Source organism: Peribacillus huizhouensis, assembly GCF_014138605.1.
Classification (GTDB): domain Bacteria; phylum Bacillota; class Bacilli; order Bacillales; family DSM-1321; genus Peribacillus; species Peribacillus huizhouensis.
The window spans coordinates 53,301-73,279 of sequence record NZ_JACJHX010000003.1 but is presented as its reverse complement, the minus strand read 5'-3'; the positions used below and the strand labels follow the sequence as shown (position 1 = coordinate 73,279).

At 36.6% G+C, this 19,979-nt stretch carries 17 protein-coding genes, 1 pseudogene and 1 riboswitch; of the genes and pseudogenes, 2 read left to right on the top strand and 16 right to left on the bottom strand.

The genetic code is table 11. The annotated features are described in order from the left end of the window. Nucleotides 1-126: 126 nt before the first annotated feature. Nucleotides 127-1,647: a methyl-accepting chemotaxis protein gene (locus HNP81_RS06015; protein ID WP_376766723.1), complete on the bottom strand. Its 1,521-nt coding sequence runs from the start codon at nt 1,645-1,647 to the stop codon at nt 127-129. A gap of 27 nt (nt 1,648-1,674) precedes the next feature. Continuing rightward, nucleotides 1,675-1,812, bottom strand: coding sequence for a hypothetical protein (locus HNP81_RS06010; RefSeq protein ID WP_182501933.1), 138 nt, complete (start codon nt 1,810-1,812; stop codon nt 1,675-1,677). A 166-nt stretch (nt 1,813-1,978) separates the two neighbouring features. On the opposite strand from HNP81_RS06010, the gene HNP81_RS06005 reads away from it, so the two are divergent. Together HNP81_RS06005 and HNP81_RS06000 are read left to right on the top strand one after the other, a co-directional pair. Then, nucleotides 1,979-3,133 carry a GNAT family N-acetyltransferase gene (locus HNP81_RS06005; RefSeq protein ID WP_182501932.1) on the top strand — a complete coding sequence of 385 codons (1,155 nt, stop codon included), beginning with the start codon at nt 1,979-1,981 and terminating at the stop codon, nt 3,131-3,133. A 244-nt stretch (nt 3,134-3,377) separates the two neighbouring features. Beyond that, nucleotides 3,378-4,088, top strand: coding sequence for an AraC family transcriptional regulator (locus tag HNP81_RS06000; protein WP_182501931.1), 711 nt, complete (start codon nt 3,378-3,380; stop codon nt 4,086-4,088). Nucleotides 4,089-4,143: 55 nt separating this feature from the next. Here the strand turns inward: HNP81_RS06000 and HNP81_RS05995 are convergent, their stop codons facing one another. The 14 genes and pseudogenes from HNP81_RS05995 to HNP81_RS05930 form a co-directional block, all read right to left on the bottom strand. Beyond that, a complete protein-coding gene (locus HNP81_RS05995; protein ID WP_182501930.1) occupies nt 4,144-6,111 on the bottom strand; it encodes a methyl-accepting chemotaxis protein in 1,968 nt (655 codons plus the stop codon). Between the two features lie 318 nt (nt 6,112-6,429). Next, on the bottom strand, nt 6,430-6,849 hold the full coding sequence (arsC, locus tag HNP81_RS05990; RefSeq protein WP_182502182.1) for an arsenate reductase (thioredoxin): 420 nt from the start codon (nt 6,847-6,849) through the stop codon (nt 6,430-6,432). Between the two features lie 25 nt (nt 6,850-6,874). After that, nucleotides 6,875-8,170, bottom strand: coding sequence for an arsenic transporter (locus tag HNP81_RS05985; RefSeq protein ID WP_182501929.1), 1,296 nt, complete (start codon nt 8,168-8,170; stop codon nt 6,875-6,877). A gap of 17 nt (nt 8,171-8,187) precedes the next feature. Continuing rightward, nucleotides 8,188-8,538, bottom strand: coding sequence for an ArsR/SmtB family transcription factor (locus tag HNP81_RS05980; RefSeq protein ID WP_182501928.1), 351 nt, complete (start codon nt 8,536-8,538; stop codon nt 8,188-8,190). A 452-nt stretch (nt 8,539-8,990) separates the two neighbouring features. Beyond that, nucleotides 8,991-9,859, bottom strand: a pseudogene (locus HNP81_RS05975) (cation diffusion facilitator family transporter). A 644-nt stretch (nt 9,860-10,503) separates the two neighbouring features. Beyond that, nucleotides 10,504-11,118: a nitroreductase family protein gene (locus tag HNP81_RS05970; RefSeq protein WP_028392561.1), complete on the bottom strand. Its 615-nt coding sequence runs from the start codon at nt 11,116-11,118 to the stop codon at nt 10,504-10,506. A 234-nt stretch (nt 11,119-11,352) separates the two neighbouring features. Next, nucleotides 11,353-12,558: a M20 family metallopeptidase gene (locus tag HNP81_RS05965; protein ID WP_182501926.1), complete on the bottom strand. Its 1,206-nt coding sequence runs from the start codon at nt 12,556-12,558 to the stop codon at nt 11,353-11,355. Between the two features lie 83 nt (nt 12,559-12,641). Next, entirely contained in the window at nt 12,642-13,505 is an 864-nt protein-coding gene (locus HNP81_RS05960; RefSeq protein WP_182501925.1) for a MetQ/NlpA family ABC transporter substrate-binding protein, read from the bottom strand. Nucleotides 13,506-13,520: 15 nt separating this feature from the next. Next, on the bottom strand, nt 13,521-14,171 hold the full coding sequence (locus HNP81_RS05955) for a methionine ABC transporter permease (protein ID WP_028392564.1): 651 nt from the start codon (nt 14,169-14,171) through the stop codon (nt 13,521-13,523). Nucleotides 14,172-14,184: 13 nt separating this feature from the next. Next, a complete protein-coding gene (locus HNP81_RS05950) occupies nt 14,185-15,204 on the bottom strand; it encodes a methionine ABC transporter ATP-binding protein (RefSeq protein ID WP_182501924.1) in 1,020 nt (339 codons plus the stop codon). 129 nt (nt 15,205-15,333) lie between these two features. Then, nucleotides 15,334-15,445, bottom strand: a riboswitch (SAM riboswitch). 646 nt (nt 15,446-16,091) lie between these two features. Beyond that, on the bottom strand, nt 16,092-16,961 hold the full coding sequence (locus tag HNP81_RS05945; protein WP_034301785.1) for a DUF2935 domain-containing protein: 870 nt from the start codon (nt 16,959-16,961) through the stop codon (nt 16,092-16,094). A gap of 696 nt (nt 16,962-17,657) precedes the next feature. After that, nucleotides 17,658-18,224 (bottom strand): undecaprenyl-diphosphatase, encoded by a 567-nt coding sequence (locus HNP81_RS05940; RefSeq protein ID WP_182501923.1) that lies wholly within the window; start codon nt 18,222-18,224, stop codon nt 17,658-17,660. 247 nt (nt 18,225-18,471) lie between these two features. Continuing rightward, the gene (locus HNP81_RS05935; RefSeq protein WP_182501922.1) at nt 18,472-18,897 is read right to left on the bottom strand and encodes a PepSY domain-containing protein; all 426 of its coding nucleotides are present in this window, start codon (nt 18,895-18,897) and stop codon (nt 18,472-18,474) included. A 296-nt stretch (nt 18,898-19,193) separates the two neighbouring features. After that, on the bottom strand, nt 19,194-19,751 hold the full coding sequence (locus HNP81_RS05930) for a class I SAM-dependent methyltransferase (RefSeq protein WP_182501921.1): 558 nt from the start codon (nt 19,749-19,751) through the stop codon (nt 19,194-19,196). Between the last annotated feature and the right edge of the window lie 228 nt (nt 19,752-19,979).

The window sequence follows — 19,979 nt, the reverse complement described above, 5'->3', positions numbered from 1 at the left end:
GAGACTCCTAAGACCGCCCGCAGAAAGCGAATACCTGTAACGGAATTCAACCCAGATTAGTAGTAAATGCAACAAAGTATACGAAAACAGCCTAAAAGAAGGATTAACAAACTAGAGGAAATGAAATTATACTTTAAACCTAGAAGTCAATTCTTGAAGTTCTTCGGATAAAGATGATAGAGATATTGCTGCAACTAAGATTTCCTCCATCGACGCTAGCTGTTCTTCAGTTGCTTTTGCAATTTCATCTGTATGACTAGCGGATTCCTTTGTCGCATTAGAAATTTCTTCGATTGAACGTGAAACATTACCAAAGCCAGAACTCAACTGTTGTGAAGCGGAAGCAATTTCTTGAATTTGCGAAGATACTTGATCAATGAAGTCGATAATCTCTTTAAATTGGCTTTCAGCTTCAGTGGATAATTCTAAGCCAGAGAATACATTTTGTTTGACAGTCTTAATATTATCAACAGTTACTCTAGTTTCCTGCTGAATACTATGAACAACCTCATTAATCTGATTTGCTGAGTCATTGGCTTGTTCAGCTAGCTTCTGCACTTCCTGAGCGACCACTGCAAATCCCTTACCAGCTTCACCTGCCCTTGCTGCCTCAATCGTCGCATTTAATGCAAGCAAGTTTGTTTGATTGGCAATATCATTAATGATGGAGGTAAAATTACTGATCTCCAGTGCACGATTTGCAAGTGAATGAACGCCTTCGTCTGCAAATTCAACAGATACCTGAATATTTTCCATTTGCACTCCTACCTGTTGTATCGACTGAGAACCATTTTCTGCTTGCTTTTTCATGACTAATGATGCTTCTGCTACCGTTTTTGTATTCGAGCTAATCGTTTCAATCCCTAAAAGAGCTGATTTAACAGAGTCCAAACCTTGTTCAGTCATACTTGATTGATGATTGCCGCTATCTGATATTTCCTGCATCGTAGTTGAAACGATTTCTGATGTAGCTTTAGATTCTTCTGCATTGGCAGTGAATTCATGTGATGAAGCTGCCACCTGCTCAGAAGACCTGCCAATTTGTTGCATAATTCCGCGAAGTGATGTAATAAATTGATTAAATGTTGCCGCAAAGTCACCGAACTCATCTTTATTTTTGATTATGATCGCCTTGGTTAAGTCTGCTTCACCTTGAGCGATGTCTCGCATCTGTTCGTTTAAGATCGTTAATGGTTTTATAATCGAAACTAATAGGATGATTCCAAGTGTAGACCCAACGACTGATGAAAGGATTGTAATCACTAAAATAACCCTTTTACCAATTTGTGAAGTGCTATCATACTCTTCGGTTAAATAAGCAACTTCTGTTTCTAATTGTTCGACATATTGATTAATGGATGGGTCTAATATGTTTTTCCTTAGTGTTCTTTCTTCCCCAAAATGAGTTTCTTTTGCTGCTTGTGGATTATTCGTATAAGACTCGAGGACTTTCTGATTTAGCGACCAGTATTGAGTGAAGTTTTTTGCTAAATCTTCTATTGATTGCTGATACTTTTGATCAGTATCCAAATCCTTTAACTTTTTTATTTTCTGCTCGACATCTTCTGCTTTCGCCTTCATCCCTTCGTAATAATCATTCTCTCCCGTTAACAGAAATGCCCGCTCATCATTTGACATACCTGTAATCCGATATTGGATATGTACAATCGTCTTTTACATCTCCATTTTCTTTCTAATATCTTCATTTTTCTCTACTGTTCGATTCTTAATCGTACTAGAGATTCCCCCCACAGTTATAATAGATGATACAAGTATTACTAGAATAAGAATTAATTTCCTCTTTATTTTCATGTTTGTTCTCCTTTTTTGACTATCTCATTAGTTGTAAAAATAGGACTAGCTCCTTTACTTATATCGTTTATTCAACCCATTAATTTAGTAAGTTAAAGGATTTTTTTATTCTTAAACTGTTCATGTTATCCTGAAGGTATAGAAAATTATTTAGGGGGGGCTTTTAATGACTGTTTTCAAATTAAGTGGGGATCAATTACAAGAAGCGATGAAGCTTTCTGAGTATGCCTTTCAATATCAAGTACCCGAGGATCAAATAGCGGATCGAATCGAAACGATGAAGCAACACCATCAAATTTATGGGATAAATGAAAATGACCAGCTTGCAGCAAAATTGCATCTTTTGCCCCTTTCCATTTATCTAGGGAAGAATCAACTGAAGATGGGTGGTATTGCTGGTGTAGCTACTTATCCAGAATATCGTCGCAAAGGGTTTGTAAAGGAACTGTTAAAAGAAGCTTTATTCCAAATCAAGGACCAAGGCATGAGTGTTTCCATGCTTCACCCTTTTTCCGTTCCCTTTTATCGAAAATTTGGCTGGGAACTATTTAGTAACCGAATGAAATACATATTGAATAAATCAGACCTTATTATGAAAAACCACCCTAGTGGTACGATCAAACGGCTGATGAAAGAGGATCATTCTGCTGTAATAGAAAGTGTCTATGAACAATATGCCGAACAATTTAACGGCATGCTTGTTAGGGAAAAATCATGGTGGCAAAAGAGTGTGTATGGCGGTCAGTTCGTCGCCGTTTATTATGATAATCACGGAAATGCCAACGGATATTTCATGTATAGTGTCCATAATCGAAAAATGAATGTAACTGAATTTATCGCACTAACTAGCAATGCCAGAATAAGTCTTTGGAACTTTATTTGCCAGCATGACTCTATGGTCGATCAAGTTGAATTGACCGTTTTTGAAAGAGAACCTCTGCATTTTATGCTAAAAGAACCCCGAATCAAAGCCGAGCTAACACCTTATTTCATGGCTCGAATTGTAGATGTAGATTACTTTTTAGCTCAATATGATTTTAAGTGGAATCATATTGAGCAAGGCGTGGTTCTACATATTGAAGATGACTTGCTGTTAGATAATCAAAAGTCGGTTCAGCTGCATGCAGGGGAAATCCTGACCGCTCGCGATACTGATGCTGGAATACGTTTATCTATTAATACGTTAACTGCCATATTATTTGGCTATCAACGCCCTAATGAACTCGTTTCAGCAGGCCTGATTTCAGGTAGTGAAGCGTGCATTGAACAGCTTGAAGCACTTATTCCAAATAGGCCGCCATTTTTTTCTGATTTCTTCTAACTCGGCTAATTCCTACGCTTCATTAATTCATTAGTGCGATAACCAACTTTGTAGTGATCGCTCTCAAAGGGATTGGGAAGAGCGTTCATAAAGCAGAATGGCTACTTTATGAACGCCTTTCTTCTATAATTAACTTTATTCTATTAGAGAGCCGTTTTTCTTTTTGGAGTAAAGCTAAAGGTTCTTCAGGAACAAGCCGTAATTGGTAATCCGTGATCTTCTATAATAAAAGGAGTTGTCACAGTTGTCCCCTAACCATACATTAAACATTTTAAACGGACAATCGATGTATCATTTTTTCAAAAAAACACATTTTCTTAATAAAGAAATGATGATTCCCTTTAACGAGGCTATGTGTTTCGGACACACATCTAGTCAGCTATTTTCAGATACATTCATTGCCTTGCGTGCTAAGGTCCATCAGATTACAGCCATTCAATACGAAGAAATCACGATAAATCCATTGTATCCTCTCTTTCATAACGATTTTACTCATCTAAGATTATGGTTTGATACCGACATGTTTTGTCAAATGAATCTGCTCACCATTCTCGCTTGGCTCGATCAAACAAATCATTCAATGCCAATTGATCTTCATATTGTTGGTCATCATTTTGGGATCTTAGAAAAATTCACGCTGGAACCGATGGGGTATTATGAGCTATACAAGCAAGTTTTAGTGCATAAAACCATGCCGAAATGTATCAGTCCACCCCCTTTAAAGAAGGGAGTCGAACTGTATTTGACCTACCTTCATAAAGATAGTGATCTAATGTTGTATATCCAACAACATCAAAATGTCCCAGAGAAACAACTAGTGCCTGTACTATTGGAAAAATTCACAGAGTATGGGTTAGGAGATACACAGTACATGGAACTTATTCAGAGTAGTCGTAAAAAAAGCGATAACCAAACTTTTTCACACCCACAAAAAAACGATTCCAATACAAAATAGGAATCGTTTTTTATCATTCATCTTTTTATTAATTCTACAATAGTTAAAAAACGTTTTAATACTTAAACACTGCTATTAATTCTTTTAGCTCCTCAGCCATCTGAGAAAGTGACCTCGCTGATGCAGAAATCTCTTCCATAGAAGCCAATTGTTCCTCTGTTGAGGCAGCTACTTCTTCTGAAGTTGCCGCATTTCCTTTTGCCAAGAAAGCAAGTTCATTCGCTATTGAGCTAACCTCTTGAACTCCAGCAGACATCTGCTCTGCCGTAGCTGAAACTTCCTCCATATGGGGAGTTATTTCTTTCATACTATTTAAAATGACTTCGAATTTCTCAAAAGCTTCGTCTGAAATAGTTAATCCATTTCGTACATCATTTGTAACTAGAGCCATCTTGTGAACCGAATCCAATGTATCCATTTGAATATCTTGGATTAAGTCAGATATTTGTTTTGCAGAGCTTTGAGATTGATTAGCAAGCTTCTTCACTTCATCAGCTACTACTGCAAATCCTTTGCCATGTTCCCCGGCTCTCGCCGATTCAATGGCTGCATTTAAAGAAAGGAGATTGGTCTGATCGGCAATTTCTGTTATTACATCCAAAATGGACGAAATTTCTTGAGAGCGTTCATACAAGGATTGTATCATTTCATTTGATTCCGTAACCGATTGATGAATCGAATTCATTTGTTCCTTGGTATTTTGAACAGCTTTCCCACCTTCCTCCGCTTGCATAGTTGTTTGTAAGGACAGTTCAGCAACGTTGGATGAGCTTTCTGCAATATTGGCTATACCTTGCGTGAGCTCATTTAAGGATTCGGCATTTCGATCTACACCACTTGTTTGTTTCTCTGTACTGCTTGCTACTTCTTGAATCGATACGGCAACTTGTTCGGTAGCTACCCCAGTTTGTTCCGCATTTGCCGTTAGTTCTTCTGCAGATGCAGCAAGTTGCTCTGAACTCAGCTCTACTTTTTGAATGAGAGTTCGAAGGCTTTCCTGCATATCATTAAATGCATCTCCTAATTGCCCAATTTCATCATTAGACTTTATTTCAATCTGCTCTGTTAAATCCCCTTTACTTACAGTTATCACGCTTTCCTTTAACTTTTTAATTGGTTTGATGATAGATTGCACGACAAAATAAACAACTACCGCCCCAATAATGATGGCGATTATTAAAACGGTTAAGGTAGATTTAAAAATGGGCGATGCTGACTCGTCAACCTCAGATACAAGCATAGTACCACCCAATTTCCAACCTGTTACTTTATTAGTAGTAAAGGCCATTTGTTTGACCTGACCATCGAATTGATATTCAAAAGTACCCTTTTCATTTTTATACATGGTATCAAAGAAACTTTCTTTTGCTTCTGATCCACTTTCTTTCGTAGGGTGTGCAATATAATGCTTATTCCGATCTAGGAGAAAAGCATAGCCATCTTTCCCGACTTTGACTTCATTCGTTAACTTTTGTAAATAGGTTATTTTTATGTCGATTGCCACAACTCCGGAGCCATCTTTTAACTCTTTGGCTATGGTTACTACATGATCTTTTGTAGCAACGTCCACATATGGTTCCGTAATAAAAATTTCCCCTTTGCGTTCAATGGCATTTTTATACCAATCCCTCCCGCGAAGATCAAAATCTGAATCAAGCACTACTCGGGGTTCCTGAATTAACAATCCATCATTAGCTCCAATATAAATGCTTAAAACCTCTGGATGCAGAGTTAGATATTGAGCAAATTGTTCTCTTAATTTTGGGCTGTCTTCCCCCTGAAATAAACTGGATGTAACGGATTCCGAAAATGAAGTGACATCATGTATTTTGGGATTAATCGAACTATCTATGATTGAATCCAATAAATTAATATTTTCAGCAGCACTGTTCATGATTTCTTCTTCTATCGCCTCGCTAGCTGATAAATAAGCTAATGATCCAACTACTAAAGCAGGAATGATTAATATAACTGCAAAGAAAAAGAATAACCTAGTTTTGAAATTTCTAAAAAAATTACGCATTGTATGGCCTCTTTCTGTTTTTTGGTAACAAAATTTAGACAAAGTATATCTACAGACACAAATCCAAGGACGATACCTTTTCCAAAATACAATAATGATTGAATTTTTACTAAATGAATAATTATTATATTTATCGACCTATTTTAATAAAATTGTAGATTTATCATTATATTTATTTAATGCACAAAAAAAGAAGCCTGCATGGCAGACTCCTAAGAAGAATAAGTAACCCTTATTATGAACTATGAACGCTAGGGGTAGACAATTTAGTGGTTTACGCCAACACTTCCCCAAAGGATTAAATGTAAATCTTTATATTTATTTTCCAGTTTTTGCGAAATGTTCAATTCTTTCTCCAATTTCGTCACGAACACGTTGGAAAAATGCCCATTTTTCTTCTTCTGTTCCTTCAGCTTTTGCTGGATCATCAAAGCCCCAGTGTTCACGTTTGATATGTGGAGGAGTTAAGGGGCAATTGTCTGCCGCATGTCCGCAAAGTGTTACGATTAAATCAGCATGATTTAATATTACTGGATCAATCACATCAGATGTTTGATGAGAAATATCGATATCTGTTTCTTTCATTGCTTTTACTGCATTCGGGTTTAATCCATGTGCTTCTAAACCTGCACTTTTCACTTCCCACTTATCACCTAAGTGTTTTTTTGCCCAGCCTTCTGCCATTTGGCTTCTGCAAGAGTTTCCTGTACATAAGAAGTAAATCGTTTTTTTAGACATCATTTAATGCTCCTTTTAAGTTAGATTATGAATGGATGATAAGTAACCAAATATATAGACCAACAAGAGTTATTAACAATGTTGGGATCGTTAAAATAATTCCTGTTTTAAAATAAGTGCCCCACGAAATTTTCACGCCTTTTAAAGACAATACATGTAGCCAAAGTAAAGTCGCTAGAGAACCGATTGGTGTAATTTTTGGTCCTAAGTCTGAACCAATGACATTGGCATAAATTAACGCTTCTCTGATTTCCCCAGTTGTGTTTGTATCGGATATGGCCAGAGCATCAATCATTACAGTTGGCAGATTATTCATAATTGATGAAAGTATCGCTGCAATGAAGCCCATTCCTACTGTTGTAGCAAATAGACCTTGATTGGCTGTCGATTGGATTATATCAGCCAATACACTCGTTAACCCCACATTTCGTAAACCGTATACTACTACGTACATGCCAATGGAGAAAAAGACAATGCTCCATGGTGCTCCTTTGATGACAGTTCTAGTGTTGACTGCATGACTTCTTCTAGCCATTATTAAAAAGAAGATAGCCACAATACCTGTGATGATAGAGACAGGTATTCCAATAAATTCACTAGTGAAGTAACCAATCAGTAAGATTCCTAACACGCCCCAAGATAAACGGAACATCTTTACATCACGAATCGCTTCAAATGGTTCCTTGAGTTGTGAAGGATCATAGTTCTTTGGAATACTTTTACGAAAAAAGAGATATAAAACCAAGATACTTGCAGTTAAAGCAAATAAGTTTGGTATGATCATTCGTGAAGCAAATTCGGCAAATCCAATCCCAAAAAAGTCCGCAGATACGATATTAACAAGATTACTCACCACTAAAGGGAGTGAAGTAGTATCGGCAATGAACCCACTCGCAATAATAAAAGGGAAAATCATTTTTTCACTGAGCTTTAAATTTCGAACCATCGCTAATACGATTGGAGTCAAAATCAGTGCTGCCCCGTCGTTGGCGAAGAAAGCTGCTACAAGAGCACCCAATATACTCACGTAGACAAACATCCTAACGCCATTTCCCTTAGCAGCCCTAGCCATATGTAGTGCTGCCCATTCAAAAAACCCAATCTCATCTAATATAAGAGAAATAATAATAATTGCTATGAATGCTAATGTTGCATTCCATACGATTGAGGTTACATCTATGACATCATGAAAATGAACCACCCCAACAATCAGAGCTAAGAACGCTCCACCGCACGCTGACCATCCTATGGATAACCCTTTTGGTTGCCATATAACGAGGGTCAATGTTAATAAAAAGATCGTACTGGCTAAAATAACCACTAAAGGCCTCCTCCTTGTTAGTCACAACAAATTCGCTTACCCTGTACTTCTAACTCATCTAATTTATATTGTTGGCTAGGTAAGTCTCTAATAACTGTAGTGATAAATGAGTAAAATGAAGATGATGGGTTTAACGAATAAAAAATCCATTGGCTTCTTCTTGTTTCTTTCACGATGCCACCATCTTTCAACTTTCGTAAATGTTGACTTATAGCCGGCTGGCTCATTTCAAACAAATCAACAAACTCGCAAACACAACATTCATGCTCAGACATAATTTTTATCATGGTTAAACGTGTCTTATCACCTAACAATTTAAGCACGTTTGCTGTTGATTCAATGTCTAATTCTTGATTAGTTTGCATCATTTCCCCACCTTAGATCACTTAATAATTATGTGCTTATATGATAAGCGAAATAAACACTGCTTTTTCCTTCATTATTATATAAGAATATACTTATATGAACAACTATAATTATACCATTGTTGTAAAGCGATAAAGTCATTCTAAGCGATTTTCTATAATGTCCCCCATTTAGTTGAAGAACCAATCTACTTTTTTCTGTAGAAAAGGGGCGGAGCTTCGCAGAGTCGGCTCCGCACCGCCACCTTCATTAGGTGATAAAGTTTTAGAACCTGAACTTTTTTCATCGTAGGGTTGAGAGTAGACGTTTATGGTTGTTTCTATATTATTAAACACACGTATATCGTTGTTAAAATTGCCTTCTTCAATAAGATTAGGTGACTGAATAAGAAAAAAGCGACCTTCTTTTTTGAAGAACCGCGCCCGATAGTTGAACAAAGAAGAAAGCTACAATATTAATTTGGCTCTACATGGACACAACATCGTATACTCCATAATCTTTTATCATGACTTTTTCAACATGGGTAGCTATATCATGAGCTTCTTTAATATCTAACGTAGAATTAACAAGGATCACAACATCTATTACTTCATTATTTCCGTAGTTTCTCCCTTTAATTTCTTTTATTCCTTTAACTCCATCCACTTTTCTGATTACATCCTGATAAAGTTGAATTTTATTTTCATCAAATCCATCTGAAAGTTCATGAGAAGCTTGTTTAAAGATATCCCAAGCTGTTTTACATATGATTAATCCTACAATAATGGCTGTTATCGTATCAAGCCAAGGCATATTTAATTGCGAACCGAATATTCCTACCGCTGTTCCTATACTCACCCAAGCATCTGAAATGTTATCTTTTGCCGCTGCCATAACTGCTTTACTATTAATTTTAATAGCTAATTTTTTGTTGTAACGATAAACAAAATACATGGCTAGTGCAGAAAAAACACCTACATAAGCTGCCATAATATCAGGTGACTCCTTTACTCCTTGAAACATAGAAGTAATAGCAGCAACCAATACTTCAAGACCAACTACTGCCATAATAAAAGAAGCGACCATTGATGCAATGGTTTCACTTTTCCAATGCCCGTACCCGTGATCTTTATCAGGTGGTCTTTGTGAAAGCTTGAGTCCGATGAGTACAGCAATAGATGCAATGATATCGGTTGTATTGTTTAGACCATCTGCTTTCAAAGCAGCAGAGTTACTCATATATCCAATAACTAATTTTATAATTGAAAGAATTATGTAAGCAATAATACTAATGATTGCCCCACGTTCGCCTAATTTAAGATCATTATACTTTTGTTCTTCCATCCTATTTGTCCCCCCATTAAACACTAGACTATGATAACAACTAGAATACAGGTGGGTCTAGAGCAATCTTTTTGTATAGTTTTATACAAGTAAGCGATATACAAGTAAGTTGCATAAGGATAAAACTCTCTACTAATTTACCTTATTAGAACGATTTCATACCTATTAGTTTGTACTGTCATATTTATCTAATACCACACTTTCCTGAACAACTGCCTCAGCTTTAAAAACATTAAGACTTAGTGGAGTAAATCAAACAGAGATCATGAAGGAACCTGCAAAAATGATTGCTTTAGATACTAATATTAATCGTTATTTCGCAGATTTATTGCCCGAGGATATAATATATGCCAAAAGAAATTACAAAATGAAGATCATAAGTGACCATCGTTGGAGACGGTAATAATGAATTCCAGCACTTGCATCAGAAGATTTAGGTATTGCTATAGGGCTGATAACCTTGAGAACCTTCCTCATATAATGAAGTTTCGATATGAATGAAAATGAGGAGGGTGTCTCATTGGGTTCTACCCCTTTTGAGACACTCTCCTCCACCTCTTACGTATACAGGACTTTAATAAATCTACATCAAGTAGCTTATTTAATCCGGCAATGATCCCCTTTATTTTGATCTCATATACCAGTTATGCATTTTCGTTTCCTTCAAAAATGACCTCTTGTAACGGCTTTCTACTACTAGGATTTTCACGTTCTTGTAATTTCTGATCAAGCGCTTCTTTTTCGCCACGATAGCCAACTGAAATGACGGCTTGAATATCTAATTCTTCTGGAACATTTAACAATTGCCGAGCTGTCTCTTTATCAAACCCTGTCATTGCATGTGTGCTCAATCCAAGCATTGTTGCTTGGATTGCTAAATTGCCCCAAGCTGCACCTGTATCGAATGCATGAGACCCATTTGGATCGCCGTTGTCTCTATTTTTCTTTGATGCAATTAATATAAGTACCGGGGCTTTTTCTGCCCATATGCGATTAAATGGTGATAAAAATTCATGAAAGACTTTCAACTGTGATTCCGTTTTTGCTACAAAAAAACGCCATGGCTGATCGTTAAAGGCGGATGGCGCCCAACGTGCTGCCTCAAGAATGCTTGCCAAATCCTCATCCGAAACTTTGCGTTCCGAATAGGATCTCGGTGACCAACGATTTAAAAATAAGGGGCTAACAGAATGATCTGTTTTTCGGTGTTTTTCAACTTCACTTGTAAGATTCTCAACAGGATTAACAGTTAAACTCATTACATTACCTCATTTCCCTCTATTAATTTACTACCTATACTATTATAAACTATCTCTACTAACTCTGTTATTATTAAAGATTGAATAGTGGGAAAAATCGAATCATTCCTCTTGATTAGCTGAATTTTTTACTGCAATAGTCATTATTCAAGTCCGGGCAACTAATCTATTAATGCTATTAAACCCTGTATCTGTACTCAACAACCATGTATGGATCTAAATTCGGTATGTATTTTACAATTGCTCTTGTTGCTTTGCTTCAAGAAACGCGATTTTTACTTTATTCAGTAATTCTTGATCAGTAAGTAACTTGTACCCGGCAAATGCCAAAGCTTTAGCACCGATAAGAAGGGCACGATTTCCTTCTTCTGACTTTGCACATTCACGGAATTCATTAGTATGCGCAATTAAATCATCTGGGCCAATTTTAATAAATGGATGAGCCGTTGGGACAACATGACTGACATTTCCTGCATCTGTCGAGCCATACCCAGTTGTTTTTCGAGGGATGACCGTCTCTCCCAATTGAGTTAACTCTTCTGACAATAAGTCATCTAAAACAGGGTTGATGATAAAGTTATAGATTTCATTTTGAAAGCGTTCAATTTTGACAGTACTGCCAGTCGAAAGGGCCGCTCCTTTAGCGATATTTTGAATTTTCTCCGATACGTTCTGGCACTTTTTCCATGTATCAGCCCGAATAAAGAAGCGAGCTGATGCATATTCAGGGATAATATTAGGGGCATCGCCACCGTTTGTAATAATGCCATGAATTTTTACATCGGTGGGCAATTGTTGCCTGAGAGCACCAATGCCATTAAACAATTGAATGACGCTATCGAGCGCATTAATTCCTTGATCCGGTGAAGCGGCTGCATGAGCTGCTTTTCCGTAAAAATGAAATTCCAGCGGATCGACAGCAAGAAATGGGTTCGTCACACCTGTTTCTCCTGACGGATGGATCATGATTGCTGCATCGACACCATCAAACAAGCCTTGTTTGACATAGCTTCCTTTTGCACTTCCATTTGGCCCGCCTTCCTCTGCCGGGGTACCAAATACAATCACTTCTCCACCTGTCTCATCGAGAACCTTTGCAAGTGAAATACCAGCCGCGACACTTGTTGTACCAATGATATTGTGACCGCAAGCATGGCCGAGCCCTGGCAATGCATCATACTCGGCTAGAAAAGCGATTGTTGGACCTTCTTTAGAAGATTTTTTTCTCGCAATAAAACCTGTCTCATGACCAGCGATATCTCGCTCCACATTAAAGCCAGCTTCGGCTAGTAAAGCCGTTAGCGTGTCCGAAGCAAAATATTCTTGGTTGCCTATTTCAGGTTTTGCATGAATCTTTTGGCTTGTTTCAACATATGTATTTGCACGAAGTTCAAGATCTTCTTCAATGATTTGCAAGTGAACGTCCTTAACAATGGTCATAGTTTCTTGCCCCCTTCTAATTAGAAAAAGCCAGATAAAGTTTCGTTATCTCTATCCGGCTTCGACTTTTATTTTGTATCAAATTATTTAGCAGCAGGTTTCGTCCAAGCATCTTTATAATTAACCAGCTCGTCTACTGAAACGTATGCCGGAATCTGGCTTCCTTTATACGTATCATCTATGAATTGTTCTACCTTTTTGGAATGATAAAGCTCCACTAATTTCTGTAATTCCGGCCGGTCTGCATTCCCTTTTTTCACAGCAATAATATTAATATATGGTTTAGCTGTAGCATTTTCATGGAATAAAGAATCCTCTAATTTTAAGCCTGCCTCCACGGCAAAGTTATTATTAATAACAGACGCATCCACATCATCTAAGAATCGCGGTGTATTACCAGCTGCTACTGCTTCAAATTTCAAGTTCGTCGGATTGGTTGCAATTTTATTTAATGCACCGTTTCCATCAAAATCCTCAACTAACGTAATCAAACCCGCTTCTTGTAAAAGTAACAAGGCACGTCCAAAGTTCGTTCCTTCATTTGGTACAGCAATTGTTGCACCTTCTGGCAGTTCCTCAAGCTTCTTATATTTTTTTGAATACAACCCCATTGGAGCAATAACCGTCGCACCGATTGCTTCTAAATCCAAATTTTGCTTTTTAATAAATTCGTCAAAATAAGAAATCGTTTGAAAAGAATTGGCATCAATTTCTCCTTCAGCTAAAGCAAGATTCGGCTGGATATAATCATTAAATTTAACAAGCTCGATCTTCAACCCTTCTTCTTTAGCGATGTCAACAATATAATCCCATGTTCTTGTATCCCCACTACTAACGCCGACTTTCACTGTTTTTTCACCATCTGCACTGCCTTTTACTTCATTTTTTCCACATGCTGACAAGACAGCAAGTGCCAGTACTAGGACTGCAATTAATAATTTCTTCATTTTTTATTCCTCCAATTATCTTCTTCTGATTTTTTTTGAAACGATATTTCCAGTTGATTGCAGTAATTGAACAATAACCACTAGTGCTGCAACCGTGACAATCATCGTCATCGTATCGAAACGTTGATACCCATAACTTAAAGCAAGGTCACCAACTCCTCCTGCACCAACCGCACCGGCCATCGCTGAAGCGCCGACAAGACCGATTGTAGCTGTTGTAAACGTAAGTACCAATGAGCTAAGTCCTTCCGGAATTAAAAAGCGAAAAATAATTTGCCATGTCGTCGCTCCCATAGCTTCCGCAGCTTCAATAATTCCTTTGTCTACTTCCAAGAGTGAATTTTCCACAAGTCGTGCAATATAAGGCGCCGCATAAAAAATCAAGGGAACAATCGCTGCATTTGTGCCAATTGCTGTACCGACTACGAATCTAGTAAATGGAATCAGTGCAACTAGTAAAATAATGAACGGGACAGACCGTAAAATATTAATAACTGGGTTTAATACGTTAAATACCCACTTATTCTCTAAAATGTGACCATTCCTAGTTATTACTAGTAAGATTCCCAGTGGAAGTCCAATCACAACTGAAAATAATAGTGATAAGGCAACCATATAAAGCGTATCGCCAAAACCAGTTAACAGCTGATCAGCAGTAATTTCCATACCCCACAATGTGTTACTCATGTATCCTCACCTCCTGCACAAGAATATTTTCAGCTTGAATATAGTCAAATGCTTTCCTAATCTCGCTTTTTTCGCCTGTCACTTCAATAATTAAATTACCAAAAGGTGTTTCCTGTATTTCCGAAATATTTGCTGATAAAACATTTAAATCAACATCAAATCGTTTAGCAACTGTTGATAATAAAGGCTTACCTGAATTGGCTCCAATAAAATTAATTTTCCAGATAATCGGATTCCCTTCCGACTGGCTTATATAGCTTTGCGGAATTTCGTCATGAATTACTGTTCGGACAAAGTTTTGAGCAATCTCTGTTTGCGGCTTGGCAAATACGTCAAACACAGAACCTTGCTCAACAATCCGCCCACCTTCCATAACCGCCACCTTATTACAAATTTCGCGAATGACCGACATTTCATGGGTAATTAGCAAGATGGTGATATTATATTCCCTGTTTACTTTCTTTAATAGCTGTAAAACAGCACTTGTCGTTTGTGGATCGAGCGCCGATGTTGCTTCATCGCATAACAGAATCGAAGGATTCGTTGCTAGAGCACGTGCAATGCCGATTCGCTGCTTTTGACCACCAGACAATTGCTCTGGATAATTTTTCGCCTTCCCCAAAAGACCAACAAATTCCAATAATTCATTAACTCGTGTATGAATTTCTTTTGCAGGTGTACCCGATAAGATGAGCGGCATCGCTACATTATCAAAAACCGTCTTCGAGTTAAGCAAATTAAAATGTTGAAAAATCATCCCAATTTTCTTTTTCTCTGCTCGTAAATCTTTCGGCTTTAACGAAGTCAACGCTTTGCCATTCACCAATACCTGCCCTTCTGACGGGCGCTCGAGTAAATTGACCAACCGGATTAACGTACTTTTTCCGGCGCCGCTATAGCCGACAACACCGAAAATATCGCCTTTTTCAACGACTAAATCGATCCCTTTCAAAGCTTCGACGGTTTGTTTCTTTGATTCATACATCTTTTTTACATTTTGAAATTCAATCATCTACTCTCCCCCATGTTGTTTCTTTTCAAAGCTGTAACACGAAAAAGCCTCTTCCATCATTAGACAGAAGAGGCTTACTTAGACAAATAAAAAAGAATACACTTCTATTAATTATCTAGTAAAGGCTTCTTCTTATCTTTCAAACTTACGTTCGTTGGATTTAGCACAGTATTTTTACAAAAGTAAAAACCTGTTGCCGAGGTATCATAGGGCCAAGTCCCTCCACATCTCTTGATAAGAATGTATCCATATATTAATTTATTTTATTTAATATATAACTTAATATTCAAAATGTCAATTAAATTCTAAAAAATAGATTTATTATAACTATGAGGTTGACCCATAATAAAAAGGGCAAACCAACATTTACTACAACCGTTCATCTATAACATATTATACTATGGAGAGATTTTGAATACAGACATTTTTTGGATATATTTGTGTTAGTGTAGCTTTAAAATAACAGTTGGATAAATACGGAAACATTCATTCAGTTTTCCCCTATCTAATCCAATTCAAAATATCGGTTATGTAAACAAAAACCCACCTGCTGCAGAACAACAAAGCAAGACAATTAATGTATTCAAACGCTAATCGTCTTACTCCACCTCTTGTCGATCGTTTATAAATATAGGGTAATTAAATTAACGGGTTCCGATAAGCGAGAGGAACCGTATAATTAGAATCTTAACTAGCAGACTAATTCGCATGGCGAGTTGGTCTGCCTTTTTATTGTTACATCAACGTTTAATGGAGTAAGACTTATTGTGTATTGAGGTAGTGAAAAAGGGAAATTTAATTTATATGGAATATATAGTAAAGACATTATTTTGAGGTCCCCTTATGAACAAGATATTAAAATTACAGAATAAGTCTCTTCTTCTCTCTTACATCATCATTTCTTCCTGTTGCTTTACTCTTAACCTCTCCTCTAAAACATGGACCATTTGAAGGAAATGATCTGCTTCTCTTACTACATGGTCAGCCAGCAACGGGTCGATGACATTTCTGATTTGACAGGTCTTTATGAAATCTAACCCGGCCTGTTTAAAATCCCTAAGCTCATGTGTTGCGTTCTCACTATCCTTATTAAGCTTTCCAATGATGGGATAGGTCGGTTGTTTCTTATATAGCATCGATTCAACATCCCTTGCCTGGTTGAGAAGAACTTCAAAATCATCCCCAAATTTTAAAGCAGTTTTCACTAAATTCCGTTCCGATTGATCAAGCAGCGATGCGATAAATCGCGAATGCTCCATCATAATTTTTAGCCAAAATACATTTTCCTTGATAATCGCATCCTGGATAGGGTCCAAAATCCCTTCATTAAATTTTTTTAACGTCCTCATAAAATATTCAGCCTCACGTGCTGTATGATCGACAAGGAGAGGGAAGTTAAAGCCCATAACTTTACAATTGATTATAAGGATGAGCAAATTTCGTTTAAAATTCCGTAATCCTAAAACAAGCTGTATTGAATCTTCATTTAACTTACGGACTGCTGTTACATTATTGGGGGTTTGATACGCTCTTTTTTCCTGTTCCTCAAAATAGTGGTAAAAACGATCGGTTTGCTGGATAAGATGCTTGTCATGCCGACTAAACCCTTCACCCAAAAAATAGGAATGCTCTTTCATAATTCGTAACCAAAATTTGTTCTCAACTAATGATCGCTCAATAAATAGTTGTTCCGTTAATGATTCAGGTGGTGCTGCAAAAGTTTCAGGAGCAATTAACATTTGGTTTTTTGATTCCATGTCATGATGTCCTTGTTTAACCACTGTTTCACCCTCCTTTGAAAAACACACATACAATACATCTTTATTTGTAAACTTTTTTATTATGTTATCTTGTGGGCAATTCAGTTAAAAATTATTGTTGTACGAACTTCAAAAATCGGGCGCTTTTCTTGAGTAACGAAAAAAAGTCCAATTTCTCAGCATTAAATTAAGAAATTGGACTTTTTTATATTATTTTTTCCTTAACGCTGTAAATTGTCAATTCCTGACGTTACCTCTTAACGGTGATAGTTAGCTTAAGAATAAAACCACCAATATATTATTACCGGGTTCCGTTATGAAAGAGAATATTGGTTTTTGAAATGAAAATAAATGATTAATTAACAGTAACAATTAAATATCTAGGATTAATCCCATTTCTTGAATAATAAAGAAGTGGGATTTTTTGTACAGTAAATAATAAGAAATTAACAACTGAGGAAGCTTGTATTACCAAGCGTTTTTTTGTGCTAATTTTAGTGTCATTTTGGGTTAGATTTGATGGACGAATAGATGTGTTTTTTACCATTTTCTCTCCCTAAACGGAACTCGTTATAATCAAATATGAGTTTTTTTTATTTCAATCAAACTTGATTACCAGGATACTAGATTCCCCCATACCCCTTTAGACTTCCATTCCAGGCACATCATTAGAAGTTTCGAGAAGAGTTAGATTTATTTGTTTTGCTTCATTTTGTTAAAAATCGACTTATAGAGAGAAATAATCCAGTTTACAAACGGATTAAACGATCTTGATAATTTTACAATCACATATGAGACAACAATAGCCACAATTAAACTGCCTACTACGTCAAATGGATAATGAAGTCCCGCCCAAATGCGGGAAAAGCCAGTTAATAGGGCTAAAATAAATAGGGGGATACCGATTTTTTTATATCGGAACCACATAGCAATTGCAATCGTAAAAGCTCCTGTTGAATGATCACTAGGAAAAGAAGAGTCCGCAGCATGAGGAATCAAGGTTTGAATGTCATGTGTAACAAATGGACGTGGCTCAAAGTAAATGTGTGCAATCAGAACATTTACGATCAACGCGAGAACTCCTGTTCCACCGGCATATAATACAGCACGTTTCATGGATTTACTACCAAATATCCAAAGAATCAAAAGTGCCAACGCAAAAATGTAAATAGCATTATTCGTTATAAATACCATAAAGTTATCTAATGCATGATTATGGCCAGAAAGATTATGGATGCTTTTAAAAAATTCGTAATTCATATAATCATCCTTTATTTGATATCCTTAAATTCATGGAGGCTTTTTCATCAAATGAAATCATGAAGAGGATGTCCTAATGGGGAATCTGACTCAGCACTCACCACACAGTTTAAACCGCTACTTACACTTTATTTAAACTGTATTTTGTAGTTGCATAGTCTGACCCTTACTTATGGGACATCCTTTCTTATGATCAATTATGGATAACAAATATTCATAATAAACCTTTGAACCCTAACATTTAAATTTAGTTATTTTCGTCAATGTTATCATCATTGACTTCTTTATCATGATCTTCGGCTTCGTCGCCATTTTCATTATCGTTTTCGGATTTTGTAATTTTACCAGTTTTGGCATCCACTTTCACATCATAGTTTTTGCCGTCCTTTGAAACTACATCAACACCATATACAACAGAACCATCTTCATCTTCTAATTCGACCTGCTTTACAGTGCCACCTTGGTATTGATCCAAAACTGTTTTTGTCGCTTCATCTTGAGTGATAGAAGCTTCTTTTTGTAATTTTGCTTGTTCATTTATATCTTGCTTCTCTGCTACTTCTGTATCCTCATGGCTTACGGTTGAAGTTGGTTGAATTGCGTGTACCCCAACAGCTCCTCCACCCACAACTCCTAAAGCTAATACAGATGCTAACAATTTTGTTCCAATCATTTATTCTTCCTCCTCATTTTATATAGCATGTCTTGCTACTTACAAAACCTGAATGGCGTTAAAACTCCACCATCTAACATGAAGGCCTAATCCTGAAGCACGCTACGCTAATTAGATTGTCTATATTAGTAGGTCGCGAAGCCCCGCCCCATGTCCTCTTTACAAAACCAATAATACTCCATATTTCTTAATTTCCCCTTCAAAAATAGTTAAAGTAGATTAATAAAAAAATTAAAAATTTCTAATATGTATACAGCTATGTCTATACTTCCTATTTTTGAAATCCTCATGAAACACTAGAAACTGCAAGTAAATACAAAGGCTGGTGGAACATTCCAATATACCTTTTTAATTTGAATGTTACCGAAAAAGGTAAGGAAGAAGTTTTGTTTCACTTTTGAATATTGAAACGTGATAAATTTACCTTCTTTCGTTAAGATTTTATTCGTCTGTTGTAAAATATTGCGGGATATCATTAGGGGGAGGCTTGTAAAAGGTAGTCCTGATACTATATAGTCCACTTTAGAGATCGCATACTGTTCCTTGATATGTGCCACATCTTCTGCAGATCCATGAACAATAAACACCTTGTCCATGTGTTTATATTTATCTTTTAGTATCCTATAAAATGATTCGTTTACCTCAATAACTAAAAGGATCGTTTCTGGATGTTTATTCTTAATAATCTCTTCTGTAAATACACCAGTCCCCGGTCCATACTCAATGATACACGTTGCTTTTTCAAAGCAGATAGGTGCTACCATCTGCTTTGCCAATTCTTTAGAACTTGGAATCATAGCTCCTACGAAACGCGGATGTTTGAAATATTGTTGAATGAAACGAAAGACGTTCATATAGATCCCCCTCTTTGTATGCCGACAAAGTATATTGTGTCCAACAAATCTGAATATACAGTGTGAAAATCTTAAGAATTCTAATAAGGATATAAAGAGACATTTTGTTAGGTATTTATTTACATGACAAAAATACATGGTAAATGGTCAAGTTTTAACGACCAATTTGTTTTGTACGCAAACTTATTTAATGATCATTATCCTTTTATGATGTTTGTGTACCTCAGA

What these genes read in the sequence shown, in the direction of transcription:
- HNP81_RS06010 (WP_182501933.1), bottom strand. Translation starts at nt 1,812, where the DNA reads ATGAAAATAAAGAGGAAATTAATTCTTATTCTAGTAATACTTGTATCA.
- HNP81_RS05980 (WP_182501928.1), bottom strand. Translation starts at nt 8,538, where the DNA reads ATGATGCAAACTAATCAAGAATTAGACATTGAATCAACAGCAAACGTG.
- HNP81_RS05970 (WP_028392561.1), bottom strand. Translation starts at nt 11,118, where the DNA reads ATGAGTTTAACTGTTAATCCTGTTGAGAATCTTACAAGTGAAGTTGAA.
- HNP81_RS05995 (WP_182501930.1), bottom strand. Translation starts at nt 6,111, where the DNA reads ATGCGTAATTTTTTTAGAAATTTCAAAACTAGGTTATTCTTTTTCTTT.
- HNP81_RS05940 (WP_182501923.1), bottom strand. Translation starts at nt 18,224, where the DNA reads ATGAATTACGAATTTTTTAAAAGCATCCATAATCTTTCTGGCCATAAT.
- arsC (WP_182502182.1), bottom strand. Translation starts at nt 6,849, where the DNA reads ATGTCTAAAAAAACGATTTACTTCTTATGTACAGGAAACTCTTGCAGA.
- HNP81_RS05935 (WP_182501922.1), bottom strand. Translation starts at nt 18,897, where the DNA reads ATGATTGGAACAAAATTGTTAGCATCTGTATTAGCTTTAGGAGTTGTG.
- HNP81_RS06005 (WP_182501932.1), top strand. Translation starts at nt 1,979, where the DNA reads ATGACTGTTTTCAAATTAAGTGGGGATCAATTACAAGAAGCGATGAAG.
- HNP81_RS05965 (WP_182501926.1), bottom strand. Translation starts at nt 12,558, where the DNA reads ATGACCATTGTTAAGGACGTTCACTTGCAAATCATTGAAGAAGATCTT.
- HNP81_RS05950 (WP_182501924.1), bottom strand. Translation starts at nt 15,204, where the DNA reads ATGATTGAATTTCAAAATGTAAAAAAGATGTATGAATCAAAGAAACAA.
- HNP81_RS05960 (WP_182501925.1), bottom strand. Translation starts at nt 13,505, where the DNA reads ATGAAGAAATTATTAATTGCAGTCCTAGTACTGGCACTTGCTGTCTTG.
- HNP81_RS05930 (WP_182501921.1), bottom strand. Translation starts at nt 19,751, where the DNA reads ATGAACGTCTTTCGTTTCATTCAACAATATTTCAAACATCCGCGTTTC.
- HNP81_RS05955 (WP_028392564.1), bottom strand. Translation starts at nt 14,171, where the DNA reads ATGGAAATTACTGCTGATCAGCTGTTAACTGGTTTTGGCGATACGCTT.
- HNP81_RS05945 (WP_034301785.1), bottom strand. Translation starts at nt 16,961, where the DNA reads ATGGAATCAAAAAACCAAATGTTAATTGCTCCTGAAACTTTTGCAGCA.